This window comes from Aquimarina macrocephali JAMB N27 (assembly GCF_000520995.1).
GTDB classification, from domain to species: Bacteria; Bacteroidota; Bacteroidia; order Flavobacteriales; family Flavobacteriaceae; genus Aquimarina; species Aquimarina macrocephali.
Genome location: NZ_JACA01000044.1, coordinates 72,309 through 86,606, shown reverse-complemented (window position 1 = coordinate 86,606; position 14,298 = coordinate 72,309). Strand labels below are relative to the sequence as shown.

Genomic DNA, 14,298 nt, shown 5'->3' with positions numbered 1-14,298 from the left:
TACGAATAATAGCAATTATAAACTAGAGCGATATTTATTTACTAAAGATACTTTTTAATCTGCTTTAATTCAGAAACTTGAACATTATGTGCCGGCAATTCTTCTTTATGGTAATTAAAACATATAGTTCTTAAACCTGCTGCCTCTGCTCCCATTATATCTGCTTCATAGTTATCTCCTATCATCATACTACTATCGAGTTTTGCGCCGGATTTTTGTATTGCCTGTTCAAAAATAAATGGATTGGGTTTTTTAACCCCTGCTTCTTCACTATTCGTTATTGTTTTAAAATAATGTAGTATTCCAGAATTTGACAGCTTCATGTTTTGTACTTCTCTAAAACCATTGGTAATGATATGCAAATCATATTTTGGATTAAGATATTCTAATAAATCTTGGGTTCCATCAATCAAATAGTTATGAAGTGGTAAAAAATTAATATAATCATCAGACATTGCATCTATAACTTCTAAAGAAAATGCGATATCAAGATGCATAAAAGCTTCTGTAAGCCTACTTCTGCGGAGTTGTGTTTTACTTACTTTCTCTTCTCTGTATAATTTCCAATATTTCATATTAATTGGCTGATATATAGCCAGAAAATCTTCTATTTTGGTATTAACATCAAATTTTTCAAAAATCATCTTAAATGCTAAAGATGAGTTCCTGTCAAAATCCCAAAGAGTATGGTCTAGATCAAAAAAAATATGTTTTATTGTATTATTCATCTTCTGCTGTCCAAATAAATTCTAAAATTGATTTCCAAAAAGGTTCATTTTGTAAATCACTAAACAATGTATTACAAAAAACCGGAATAAAAATTCCATTTACCTTTTTTACTTTATCCATATATACGCTGATTTCTTTTCTTGCAGACATCAGGTCATTAATATCTTCTCTATCGCCCTGACTGGCAAAACAAAATGAATGTACCACCAAAGGAGTTTGCACCTCATAATCAAGATCATAGAACATAAACGGAGTGCAAGTTCCTGCCCTAAAACCTGATTGCTTGGGATATCCCATAGAGTAATCTTCTCCTATCTCTAATTCGATAAAATTGCGATATGCTTCTGGTAATTTTATTTTGAAAAAAGAACAAAGTGAATATCGAAGTCTTCTGTTAACAATATTCTCTATTCGTAACTTTTCCTTTTTCAACAGTGATAAATCAGAGATAGCTTCATATGAGACCTTTAATCCTACATCAATATAATCTGCAATATGCTTAATGATTGCATGGTGTTTTGGGCGATTATAACCTACATTTTTCTCATATTTAGAGTAATCTCCTAATCCAAATAGCACTTTAGCTTTTCTTTTTTTCTTTTTTTGAAGTTGAATTATAAAATCAAATACATCATATGGATCTTTTTTAAATCCAATTAATACTTTTATCCTATCTGTTAGTTTATCAAATTGCAATTTCCACAAATCACGAATCCCTCCTCCTATAGATCGTAAAACTCCTTTGTTTTTATACACAAAAGTCTGAGCTACAGAAACAACAGGTATAATTGTAAATTTCTTTTCTCGAAATTCGAGGTTAGGGTATTTATCTAAAAGAACTTTTTTGAATTTATATGCCCATATATCTACTACCGGATCCTGTAAAAAATCATGGATATACCCAATACTTTCTGTAGCCGGAAAACGTCCCATATCATCTTTCACATGTGGCAAATATTCCTCATATCGTGTTAAGAGATAAAAAGTAGCCGCAAAAATATCAAAAGGCAATGCAGAGTCGGAATGCTTTACATCAAAAAAACATTTTGTTTCTTCCCAATCAAAAACCTGAACATCTATATCATTTAGTCCATGTTCAAAAAGTAAATCAACACTCTGAAAATAAAGTTCCTTTCCCAATGGTTGTTTACCGTATGAAAGCTTAGGTCCATCATGAGCGATAAAAGGCTCTATTTTAGATGTCAGATCAACATCAAAACCTAATATTCGCTTACATATTTGTTTAAATGTGTAGGATACTCTGGGGGTAATTTTTTGTACGTGAATTAATAGCATATTGTTGTATTATGACTTATGATTTATAATTTCGTAAGTCTCACTTTTATAATATGGATTCGTCTGCAAAGCTAAAATAGTTTTTTTCTGTAATAACAAGATGATCCAGTAGATTGATATCCAAAGTTACTCCTGCCTGTTTTAGTTTCTGGGTTAACATTTTATCTGATTGACTAGGCATCAATACTCCACTAGGGTGATTATGTCCCAGTATTATTCCTGTTGCTCCATATTCTAGTGCAGATCTAAAAACGATTCGAGCATCTACCAGAGTTCCTGTCTTTCCCCCAACACTTATCTGCTTTTTCTGGATTACTTTATTTGCATTATTCAAAAACAGCACCCAAAATTCTTCATGCTCCAGATCACCCATGATAGGTTGAAAAAGATGAAAAGCATCTTTGCTACACGTAATTTTTGGTACTATGGGTACGTTTTCATCTCTTCGTCTTCGCCCTAATTCTAAACCGGCAACAATAGTTATAGCCTTAGCCTCACCAATTCCTTTAAATTTCATCAATTGTTTCACTGATAATTTTCCCAACGCATTAATTTCATGATCTACACTAGACAAAATACGCTTACTTAATGCAACAGCACTTTCTTCACGATTGCCCGAGCTAATAAGTATTGCGATCAGCTCTGCATCTGTTAGCGTATTTTTCCCTTTAGCGATTAATTTTTCTCTTGGACGATCATCTTCACTCCATTCCTTGATAGAAAATGAAGAATTTAATTCACTCATATAATAAGTTTAACAATTAAAAATAGCTAATAAATCCTATCTGTAAGTATAAACTATTTATCTCAATTACAACAACTTATTACCGAATTAATATCACTATATTAACACTTCATTTACGATCAAATAACATTATTTTTCTACATATATTTGTTTGAAAATGAAAGTTTTACTATATTTGGACACCCTTAATCCAAAAATGAATATTTTAACACCTTCAAATTGACCTATTTATGAAGAATATTTTTACTTTCGTTTTACTTCTTGCGACCATAAGTTTTTATGGGCAGGATAAGAAGATTTCGTTTCTTAGTTTAGTAGGAAATAACATACAAGTCCCTAGAGGATGTGAAGCTCAATCTCAATATGAATTGCAGGCTTGTGACGGAACATCTATTAAATGGGATTATTATAGTGATGACATGTTATCTGCAGTTTTTGATGCTACAATAACGGCATTTGCAGAAAGTAATAGTTCAAAAACAGAAGTAACTTTTACTTCTTTTGGCGCTCAACTAAAAGGATATAAATTTAAGATGGGCACTACTTTCCAATATTTTTTGAAAGGAACAATTAAAGATCAACCGCTAATGATCAATCTGGGAACTCCAAAAGATATTGCAAATAATGACGATCTAGATGGGTTTCTAAGTCTTTTCTTTGATGAGGTAAGTTAAAAAAACATATATATAATATTCTATAAAGGCTAATCATATGATTAGCCTTTATTTTTTTGGTATAAAAGTGGTATTTTTGAGTATACGTCATCTAAAAAATTTGATATGAAATCTCTCCTCGATTCAACTGCACAAAACGAAATAGAAAATCGTATAAACAAACTATCTGTTACCAGTACTGCTATCTGGGGGAAAATGAATGTTTCGCAAATGTTTCATCATTGTCAATTTCCATTAAAAATTGCTTTAAAAAAAGATCATCCCGAGCTTAAACCTAATGTATTTGCAAAGCTATTCTTCAAAAAATCTATGTATAATGATAAACCATGGAGAAAAAATCTACCAACGCATTCAAAATTAAAAGTAGTTGAACAAAAAGATTTTGAAACCGAAAAAGAAGAACTTTTACATCTTGTAGCCAAATTCTCTAACCAGAGAGACAAAAAAGAATGGGAACCTCATCCAATGTTTGGAAAATTTACTAATAAGCAATGGGGACAACTACAATATAAACATCTGGATCATCATCTTCAACAATTTAATGCGTAAGTCTCTAAACATTAATATAAGAGTATTTTGAAGTATTTAAGCTGCGAACTAACCAATAAGTATAGTAAACTTACAATTAGAGGCTATTAAAAACACTTTCAGTTTTCAATCCAATGTTTCACTTCATCAAAGTCTAATCCTCCATAATTACCACTACTCATAAGTAATAATGCTGAATTAGCTAAGTCTTTCTGCTTTAAGTATTGCTGAAAACTCTCTGGATCAGTATAAATAATCAAATCATTACGATTAAAAGCTTCAGCGATTTGGGAAGCAGAGACTTCTTTAAGTTGTTTTATTTTTACTGCATGAGGAGAATAAAACACTACCGCTTCATCGGCTGCGTTTAAAGCTCCTTCATACTCTTTTAAAAAAGAAGCATCCAGACTACTATACGTGTGTAACTCGAGACAAGCCACCACATTTCTATTTTGATATTGCTCTTTTACTGCTTTTGTAGTTGCACTTACTTTAGATGGACTATGAGCAAAATCTTTATATGCCACAGCATTATCACTCTCTGCAATTTTTTCTAATCGTTTTGATGCTCCTTTAAAAGAAGCAATAGCCTCATAAAAATCATCCTCATCAATTCCCATATGTTGGCAAATCCATTTTGCTCCGGCAAGATTATTTAGATTATGTGCTCCAAATATTTCAATAGGCATCTCTCCTTCGGGAGTATTTAATAAAGTTTCTCCATCCTCTACACTATACTCTGGGGTGGTATATTCAAATTTTCGAATAGGATTTTCTGTTAATTCTGCTAATTTTTTTACCTCAGGATCTTCTTCATTATACACCAATGCGCCTCCGTTAACAATAGAATTCATAAAAATTCTAAACTGATCAACATAAGTATCAAAAGTCGGAAATACATTGATATGATCCCAGGCAATCCCACTTACTAAAGCAATATTGGGGTGGTACAAATGAAATTTTGGCCTGCGATCAATCGGTGAAGACAAATACTCATCTCCTTCTAAAACGATAAAATCATTTTCTTCTGTGAGGTGTACCATAGTATCAAAACCTTCTAACTGCGCTCCTACCATATAATCCACCTCTTTATCATGATAATGCAATACATGCAAAATCATAGAGGTAATCGTTGTTTTACCATGTGACCCTCCTATTACTACACGGGTCTTATTTTTGGACTGTTCATACAAAAATTCTGGATATGAATATATTTTCAACCCTAATTCCTGAGCCTTAAGAAGTTCTTCATTATCTTTTTTGGCATGCATCCCCAAAATAATTGCATCAAGATCAGAAGTGATTTTTTCTGGAAACCAACCAAATTCATTTGGTAATAATTCATACCGCTCTAATCTTGATTTTGAAGGTTCAAAAATAGTATCGTCACTTCCTGTTATTTGATATCCTTTTTGATGTAATGCTATGGCAAGGTTATGCATCGCACTACCTCCAATAGCTATAAAATGTACACGCATAGTAAACTCTTAAATAAGAGAGTAAAGATACAATTAACAATTAGCTAATAAAATAATGAGGTAATGAAAAATAATTTCGGTTCTTATTATTTTCCTCATTAGATCATAAGGTTTCCTAAACAAAACAGAGACTTCCCTCATTTATCATTTTATCTATCCATTTTTAAGCCTTACTTAGTCTTCAAATAAAATGTGGCAGAAATTTTGATTTATAGCAACAAAATTATCTTGGCTCATTTCAAATACGTAGTTTTATGATGTTATTTATGAATTATGAAGCGTTATCATATAAAATAATACAGCATTTCTTTACGTTTATTTCACAACCTAAAATATATATGATGAAAAAGCATATCATCCTTATTATAATCTGTATATCAAACCTGTATATTATGAAAGGTCAAAATGACTATCAAAGTGATTGGAAAAAAGTTGAAGCTTTTAACCAGGAAGGGTTACCAAAATCTGCTTTGGAAGTAGTTGAAACTATATATGGTAAAGCCAAAAAAGAAAATAATGACAACCAGGTAATCAAAGCGTTACTTCACAAGGCGAAGTATATGCTTACTCTAGAAGAAAATGCGCAACTTACCATTATCAAAAACTTAAAAAGTGAGATTGATAATAGCAAATTTCCAAAAAGAAACATTCTGGAAAGCATTCTTGCCAATTTATACTGGCAGTATTTTCAACAAAATCGATGGAAGTTTTATAATAGAACTCAAACTTCAGAAAAAGTTGATGTCGAAGATTTTAGAACCTGGGACCTAGAAACATTATTTGCAGAAACGCATCTTTATTATCAAAAATCTCTTAAAAATGGGGTTTTAGCCCAGCAAACAAATCTTAATGCATTTGATCAAATCTTAGACACTCGTAGTGATTCTAAAAAATATCGTCCTACACTGTATGATTTTTTAACTCATAATGCTTTAGATTTTTATAAGACTTCTGAAACGAATATTACCAAACCTTCATATGCTTTTACTATAAATGACAAGAAATACCTACAGGAACACACTGTTTTTTCATCTTTAAAAATAGAAACTAAAGACTCATTATCATTACAGTTTAATGCTTTAAAACTATTTCAGGATTTAATAAAATTTCATGCAAGAGATAAAGCTCCAGATGCTTTGACCGAAGTAAATATAGAACGCATAAAATTTGTATCAGAAAATGCTGTTTTTGGTGATAAAAAAACCGTTTTACTCGAATGTTTACGATCAGAAAAAAAGAAATTTGCCACCCATAATGCTTCAGCTTTATATGATTATGAAATTGCGAATTTATATAAAGAATATGCTTCTACTTATATTCCAGGAGAAAACGATACGCATCGCTGGAAATTAAAAGAAGCCTTAGAAATATGTGATGCTACAATTAAGAAGTTCCCTGATTCGAGAGGAGCCAATCAATGTAAAGCATTAAAAAGTCAGATACTTCATACCGAATTAAGCATCAAAACCGAAAAATATGTTCCTATACAGAAACCTGGTAGATTACTAATCACATATAAAAACCTTAATAAGCTTTATTTTAATGCTTTTAAAATTACTCCTAAGCAACTAAAAGACTTAAATAAGTTATACAAAACTGAAGATCAGATCAAATTCTTGAGTTCCTTAAAGGTAACTAAAACATGGGAAGCAGAAATTTGCGATGAACATGACTATCAAACACATACTACCGAAGTATTATTACCAGAACTAGAGCAAGACTCATATCTTATTTTAGCAACTATATCAAAAGATCTTTCTCAAAAAAGCTTGTTTTCTTATGGAAACACCCAAGTTAGCAATTTGGCATTATCAGAAAACAGGACACCGCAAAAATCAATTTTTCAGGTTTTAAATCGTAATAATGGAGCGCCTATTGCCAATGCTAAAATACATTTGAAAACAAGTAATCAAAGAGGATACGGTAACAAATTAGATAAAACACTAATTACCGATGCAAAAGGCCAGGCATATTTAACAGTAAACACATATCACTATGATGTTAACATTACTGTTTCGTATGAGAAAGATGCTGCCAGATTTGAGGGGTACTATCTAAATCAATCTTATAAACCAGATTATAGTACCAAAACCAATACTACTACTTTTCTTTTTACAGATCGTAGTATTTACAGACCTGGACAAACTGTATATTTTAAAGGGATTATGATGTCTTCTGATGGCAAAGAAGAATTTAAAGTAGTATCTAATCAACCCACTTTTGTTACACTAAAAGATGTAAACGGGCAAGATGTAAAAACTTTACAATTTACAACTAATGATTACGGATCTTATAGCGGTGAGTTTATTGTCCCTGCTTCTGGACTTACTGGGGTGTATACCATACAAACTAATAATTATAATAATACTTCATTTTCTGTTGAAGAGTATAAACGACCTAAGTTTGAGACTAAATTTAATCCGGTTACAGAGACCTATAAAGTTAATGATGAAATAAAACTAACCGGAGTTGCAACGGCATATGCCGGTAGTGCAATTACTGATGCCAAAGTAGTGTATAGAGTACACCGTAAAGTGCAATATCCCCGTTGGTGCTATTGGTATCCAAGATACACAGTAGAACCTCAGGAAATTACCCATGGAGAGACCATAACCGATGAAAAAGGGGAGTACAACATTAGTTTTAAGGCACTCCCCGACCTTGGAGTATCTAAAGAGGATTTACCAATCTTTAATTACGAGGTTACGGCAGATGTAATTGATATTAATGGAGAAACACGCAGTAGCACAACGATAGTTAATGTAGGATATCATGCGTTAACCGCAGATATTGCAATCAAAGATAAGATTGATAAAACACAAAAAGACAACACATTTACTATAACAACTATAAATTTAAATAATGAATCTGTTGCAGCAGCAGGAACGGTTAAGGTATACAAGCTGAAAGCTCCTAAAAAACCTATGCGAATTCGACCATGGAAAGCACCTGATTATGAAGGTTTCAAAGAAGAAAAATTCGCAGCACTATTTCCTCATGATGCTTTTAAAAATGAACATGATTATCGAAAATGGGATAAAGGAAATATAGTACTAGATAAACCTTTTAATACTGCATCGACAAAAGAAAATGAAGTAGGAACACAACAACTTTCTTTAGGCACTATCAAAAAATGGGAATCGGGTAAATATGTTATTGAATTAAATACCAAAGATCGATTTGGCCAGGACGTAAAGGACATACAATATATCACACTATATAGTCAGGAAGATAAAAATATTAGTGATCAGCAATTGTTTGAAATCACAACAAATAAATCGACTTACAAAATTGGAGACGAAGCGATTATAAAGTTTAGTTCTGCTTCAGAAGACATAACAATCACAGTAGATATTGAGAAGAATCATAAAATTATTGAGACAAAACTTATTAAACTCTCAAAAAATAGTAAAACTATCAAAATCCCGGTTACAAAAGAGGATCTGGGAGGGTTTTCAATCGGATATAGCTACCTAAACTACAACGGTTATCAGAGTGGAGCAATGATAATTCCTGTTCCTTATGAGCCTACAGAGCTTAGTATAGAAACCAAAACTTTTAGAGACAAATTACTTCCTGGTCAACAGGAAACCTGGAGTTTTACAATCAAAGGTCCTAAAGGAGATAAGGTTAGTGCAGAACTATTGGCTAGTATGTATGATGCTTCTTTAGATCAGTTTAGACCTCATCAATGGTATTTTGATCCTATCAATCGTCCTACATATTATACACAAAGTAAAAGACATGCTACACAGAGTTTTGGAGTACTCACATTTAGATTACAAAACCATAACAACCCATCGTATCATTATAGCAGTCAAGGGTATGATCAATTAAATTGGTATGGTCTATATTTTGGGCAACAATATTTTGGAGGTCGAAATAAAAATTATGACATTATGGAAAGCGGAGCTCCCGCTCCGATGATGAAAAGATCTGCCGCCAAATCTGCCGTTTCTAATGAAGTTGCAATGGAAGAAGCAGAATTTAATGATGATGGGGTTGCCGGAGTTGCCGGTGACGTTGCAGAGAAAGACAAAAAGGAAAGTAAAGCAAATAAACCGCAAGAACAGCAATCTCTGGAAGGTGTTAAAATTCGGAAAAACCTACAGGAAACTGCTTTTTTCTTTCCGCAGTTAACCACTGATGCAGACGGCAATGTAAGTTTCAATTTTACTGCTCCCGAAGCATTAACAAAATGGAAATTACAGCTACTATCACATACCAAAGGTTTAAATGCAGCAACAACAACTTTAGAAACAGTAACTCAAAAAGAGTTGATGATTCTTCCTAATCCACCCAGGTTCTTAAGAGAAGGTGATAGAATTATATTAAGTTCTAAAATATCAAATCTTGCTACCAAAGATCTTAATGGTATTGTAGAGTTACAACTATTTGATGCTTTAACCAATAAAGTGATAGATACAAAGCTTCAAAATAATAATGCTCGTCAAGATTTTATGGTAAAAGCCAAAGGAAACACTAATGTATCCTGGGAGCTTCAGATTCCTGATGATGTACAGACTGTACAATATAAAATTATAGCCAAAGCAGGAGATTTTTCTGATGGAGAACAAAATGTGCTTCCGGTATTAAGTAATCGAATGCTAGTTACCGAGACACTACCTATGTGGATTCGTTCTGACCAAACAAAAACATTTACGCTAGACAAATTAAAGGATAACACCTCCAGTACACTAAAACACCATAAGCTTACTCTGGAGATGACCTCTAACCCGGCTTGGTATGCTGTACAGGCACTACCCTACCTTATGGAATATCCTTATGAGTGCGCAGAACAAACGTTCTCTAGATATTATGCAAATACTTTAGCTAGCCATATTGCTAACTCTAATCCCAGAATCCAGGAAGTATTTAACCAATGGAAATCCAGTGATGCACTACTAAGTAATCTTGAAAAAAACCAGGAATTAAAATCTCTGATGATTCAAGAAACGCCTTGGTTACGTGATGCACAAAGCGAAACAGAACAAAAGAAACGAATCGCTTTGCTGTTTGATCTTAATAAGATGAATAATGAACTACAATCGGCATTAAACAAATTAAAACAAATGCAGTATGGTTCTGGTGGATTCCCGTGGTTTCAGGGAGGGCGAGAAAATAGGTTCATCACACAACATATTACCACAGGGTTCGGACATCTAAAAAAACTAGGGGTTACGAAGTATGATGGAGATACCGCAAATATGCTACAAAATGCAGTTCGTTTTCTTGATGCAGAATTTGTAAAAGAATACAAGGAGCTTAAGCGATATTGTGAGAAACATAAGATTGACATCAATAAAAACCATTTAAGCTATACTCAGATTCATTATTTGTATATGCGTAGTTTCTTCACAAATATCAAAAGGCCAAAAAATACTAACGAGGCCTGGAACTACTACCTGGGACAATCTAAAAAATATTGGTTAAGTCAAAGCCTATATGCACAAGGAATGCTAGCCTTAATAACACACAGAAATGATGATAGCACAACAGCTAACAAAATCATAAGATCACTAGATGAAAAAAGTGTATCTAGTGAAGAATTAGGGATGTATTGGAAATCAAATACAGCAAGTTGGTTCTGGTATCAGGCTCCAATCGAAACTCAATCTCTAATGATTGAAGTCTTTTCTGAAGTAGAAGCAGAACCAAAACGAACTGAAATTGTTGATAATCTAAAAATCTGGTTACTTAAAAACAAACAGACCAATCGTTGGAAAACTACCAAAGCCACTTCTGATGCCGTATATGCATTATTATTGCAAGGCAGTGATTGGCTATCGGTAACGGATATGGTAGACATTGTATTGGGAGATCAAAAAATCGATCCAGGTAAAATGGAAGATGTAAAGGTCGAAGCTGGAACAGGGTATTTTAAAACCTCCTGGAATGGTAATGAAATAAAACCTAATATGGCAACTGCCAAAATCTCTAAAAAAGGAAAAGGTATTGCCTGGGGAGCTTTATACTGGCAATATTTTGAAGAGTTAGACAAAATTACTTCGGCAAAAACACCACTATCCTTAAAGAAAAAATTGTTCTTAAAAAAGAATACAGATACCGGTGAAGAAATTACAGAAATTACTTCAAAAACCAAACTAGAATTAGGTGATCTGATAAGAGTGCGTATCGAATTGAGATCTGATCGCGCAATGGAGTTTGTTCACATGAAAGATATGCGTGCATCTGGCCTGGAACCAATCAATGTAATCTCACAATATAAATGGCAAGATGGTTTAGGCTATTACGAAAGTACTAAAGATGCTTCTACTAACTTTTTCTTTGATTATTTACCCAAAGGAGTATATGTTTTTGAATATGATCTTCGTGTCAATAACAAAGGAGATTTTTCTAATGGTATTACTACTATACAGAGTATGTATGCACCAGAGTTCTCTAGTCATTCTGAAGGAATTAGAGTAACCATCAAATAGAATAATAAATTTCTTTTAATTATTTTAGCCCTCATTTAGAATACCGAGCATGATTCGGTATTCTAAATGAGGGCTAACTAATATTTATACTTTATCATATGAGGTTAATCAAAAAGATACTGAAATACATTGGGGTTATTTTAATACTTCCAACACTATATCTCATAGTATCTCTGGTATTAACCTATATTCCGGTAAACGGAAAAAAAGACAACGAAGAAAAGAATCACACCGTCTATTTAAGTTCTAATGGTGTTCATTTAGAAATTATCATTGCCAAAAATGATTTAAACACTATTGTTTTAGATGACCAGTTGAATACTCCTCAGGTGCAATATTTCTCATTTGGCTGGGGCGACAAAAACTTTTATGTCGAAACTCCATTATGGGCTGATCTTACTTTTGTTAATGGATTTCAAGCTTTATTTCTTAATACTCCAACCTTATTACATGTTACCAGACATTCTTCTATGCAGGAGGGCTGGATAGCTCTAAAAGTCAATCAAAAACAACTTAGAAAGATAAACCAATATATATCTGCTACTTTTAGATTAAATGGTGAAAATAAAAAGATAGTATTACCTGGGTTAGGATATTATAAAAACGATGATTTTTATGAAGCTACAGGAAATTATACGTGCTTTAACACCTGTAATACCTGGGTAAATACCGGATTAAAACAAAGTGACATAAAAGCATGTTTATGGACTCCTTTTGATTTTGGGTTACTTAACATGCATAAAAATCAATCCAGATAGATAAAAAAAAAGACCTGCTTGGTTTTAAACCAACAGGTCTGAGAATATTATAAAGATATGATCTATTTCTTAGGCATCATTACCGCATCTATAGTATGAATAAGTCCATTAGATGCTTTAACATCTGTAGTTACTAAATGACCTCCATTACCCATTTGATCTATAAGAAAAACTCTATCTCCTTTCATTGTTGCAGTCAATAATGCTCCTCCTATTGTTTTTAACTTTACACTTCCATTACCCTCATTAATCGCAATAACAATATCCTCTTTTGTAATTACACTAGGTATGATATGACAACTTAAAATAGTCTTTAGTTGCTCTTTATTTTCTTGTTTCAATAGCTTTTCTACAGTAGTAGGGTTTAATTTATCAAAAGCTAAATTTACTGGGGCAAATATGGTAAACGAACCTTTATCCTCTAACGATTTTGCTAATTCGGTCACTTTAATTGCAGATGTGAGTGTAGAAAACCCCTTATCCATAGAGGCAAATTCAAGTATAGTAGGTAGTTTTTCCTTAATCGTTTCCGATGATGCCACATTCTGTGCTATCAATTTATCGTTTTCTTCTTGCGTAGTCCTATCATTCTTCGTTTCGCTACAAGCGGTAATTAACAACAACCCTGATAAGGTAAAAACAGGTAATACATTTCTAATTTTCATTGTAAGAATTTTTCGTTTTTTTGTTTGTATAGGAACGGTATAGAAATGTTTTTCTTTGGTAAACTTCGGTTAAATAAATCTTAACAAAATACTAAATTCATTATTCAACAAATTTTAAAAAGCAAAGAATAATACCATATGATTACTCTATAAAGGTAGTAGGGATGACCAAATTATGAACGTTAACTTATTATCCGTAGCGTTTCTTCTAGTATTCGTTTTTTAATCATATTCGTAATGAATTTCTTAATCTAGATTATTTTTTTAGTCATCTTATATATTGAATTTTGTCTTAAGTAATTAAAATCAAAGACATGGAAACAGATAGAATCAATATTAGTGAGGTTAACCCAAACGCTTACAAGCCCATTTTTGCGCTTTATAATGATATCAAAAAAAGCTCATTAACTGATTTAGAATTTTTATTGATAGAAATTAGAGCATCACAAATTAACGGTTGTGCTTATTGTGTGCAAATGCATATTCAGGAAGCTGTTAATCTAGGGGAAAAACAATATCGTATACATGCCTTACCTTTTTGGAGAGAATCCCCTTATTTCACAGAAGAAGAACAAATCATCCTCGAAATAACAGAAGAGGTAACCCATATTTCTGTAAATGGATTAAATAACGAATTATATCAAAAAGCCATTCATCTTTTTGGTGAAGAAAAAGTAGCAGATATTATCATGGCAATTTGCTGTATTAATGTATGGAATAGAATAGGAAGAGCTACTTTAATGACTCCAATACCTTCTCAAGAATAATTAATTATTATTTTATATCAAGCTCTTTTTAAGGATGAATATTGATCTAGGGGATATATCCTATAGTAACTTATTTTGGACTTAGTCTGATCAAAGAAAAACATCTCGAAATTGGGTATGTTATTGAATAAAAAGTGAATTGTATCGAATTACATCAAAACAACATAATTCGATACAATTCACTTTTTATTCTTCTTATTTTTGGGTCTTCTAATGAT

Annotated in this window: 10 protein-coding genes; 5 read left to right on the top strand and 5 right to left on the bottom strand. The window is 32.4% G+C overall.

What is annotated here, in order from left to right; translation table 11 throughout:
* Positions 1-41: 41 nt before the first annotated feature.
* From Z054_RS0121510 to radC, 3 genes are read right to left on the bottom strand one after another with little or no spacing between them, the layout of a single operon-like run.
* Positions 42-728, bottom strand: coding sequence for a YjjG family noncanonical pyrimidine nucleotidase (locus Z054_RS0121510; RefSeq protein ID WP_024772099.1), 687 nt, complete (start codon positions 726-728; stop codon positions 42-44).
* Positions 721-2,025: a polysaccharide deacetylase family protein gene (locus Z054_RS0121505; protein ID WP_024772098.1), complete on the bottom strand. Its 1,305-nt coding sequence runs from the start codon at positions 2,023-2,025 to the stop codon at positions 721-723. The genes Z054_RS0121510 and Z054_RS0121505 overlap by 8 nt, the downstream gene beginning before the upstream one ends.
* 46 nt (positions 2,026-2,071) lie before the next feature.
* Positions 2,072-2,770, bottom strand: coding sequence for a RadC family protein (gene radC / locus Z054_RS0121500; protein ID WP_024772097.1), 699 nt, complete (start codon positions 2,768-2,770; stop codon positions 2,072-2,074).
* A 230-nt stretch (positions 2,771-3,000) separates the two neighbouring features.
* Here radC and Z054_RS0121495 point away from each other — a divergent pair, with 230 nt between their 5' ends.
* Entirely contained in the window at positions 3,001-3,444 is a 444-nt protein-coding gene (locus Z054_RS0121495; RefSeq protein ID WP_024772096.1) for a hypothetical protein, read from the top strand.
* A 105-nt stretch (positions 3,445-3,549) separates the two neighbouring features.
* The gene (locus Z054_RS0121490; RefSeq protein WP_024772095.1) at positions 3,550-3,993 is read left to right on the top strand and encodes a DUF1569 domain-containing protein; all 444 of its coding nucleotides are present in this window, start codon (positions 3,550-3,552) and stop codon (positions 3,991-3,993) included.
* 98 nt (positions 3,994-4,091) lie between these two features.
* Here the strand turns inward: Z054_RS0121490 and Z054_RS0121485 are convergent, their stop codons facing one another.
* Complete coding sequence (locus Z054_RS0121485; protein WP_024772094.1) at positions 4,092-5,450, bottom strand: UDP-N-acetylmuramate--L-alanine ligase; 1,359 nt, start codon at positions 5,448-5,450, stop codon at positions 4,092-4,094.
* Positions 5,451-5,842: 392 nt separating this feature from the next.
* Here Z054_RS0121485 and Z054_RS0121480 point away from each other — a divergent pair, with 392 nt between their 5' ends.
* On the top strand, positions 5,843-11,890 hold the full coding sequence (locus Z054_RS0121480; RefSeq protein WP_241461439.1) for an alpha-2-macroglobulin family protein: 6,048 nt from the start codon (positions 5,843-5,845) through the stop codon (positions 11,888-11,890).
* A gap of 98 nt (positions 11,891-11,988) precedes the next feature.
* Positions 11,989-12,648, top strand: a complete 660-nt coding sequence (locus Z054_RS0121475) for a TIGR02117 family protein (RefSeq protein ID WP_024772092.1) — start codon at positions 11,989-11,991, stop codon at positions 12,646-12,648.
* 62 nt (positions 12,649-12,710) lie between these two features.
* Here the strand turns inward: Z054_RS0121475 and Z054_RS0121470 are convergent, their stop codons facing one another.
* Complete coding sequence (locus Z054_RS0121470; protein ID WP_024772091.1) at positions 12,711-13,313, bottom strand: fasciclin domain-containing protein; 603 nt, start codon at positions 13,311-13,313, stop codon at positions 12,711-12,713.
* Positions 13,314-13,627: 314 nt separating this feature from the next.
* Here Z054_RS0121470 and Z054_RS0121465 point away from each other — a divergent pair, with 314 nt between their 5' ends.
* Positions 13,628-14,080, top strand: a complete 453-nt coding sequence (locus tag Z054_RS0121465; protein ID WP_024772090.1) for a carboxymuconolactone decarboxylase family protein — start codon at positions 13,628-13,630, stop codon at positions 14,078-14,080.
* The last annotated feature ends 218 nt before the right edge of the window (positions 14,081-14,298 follow it).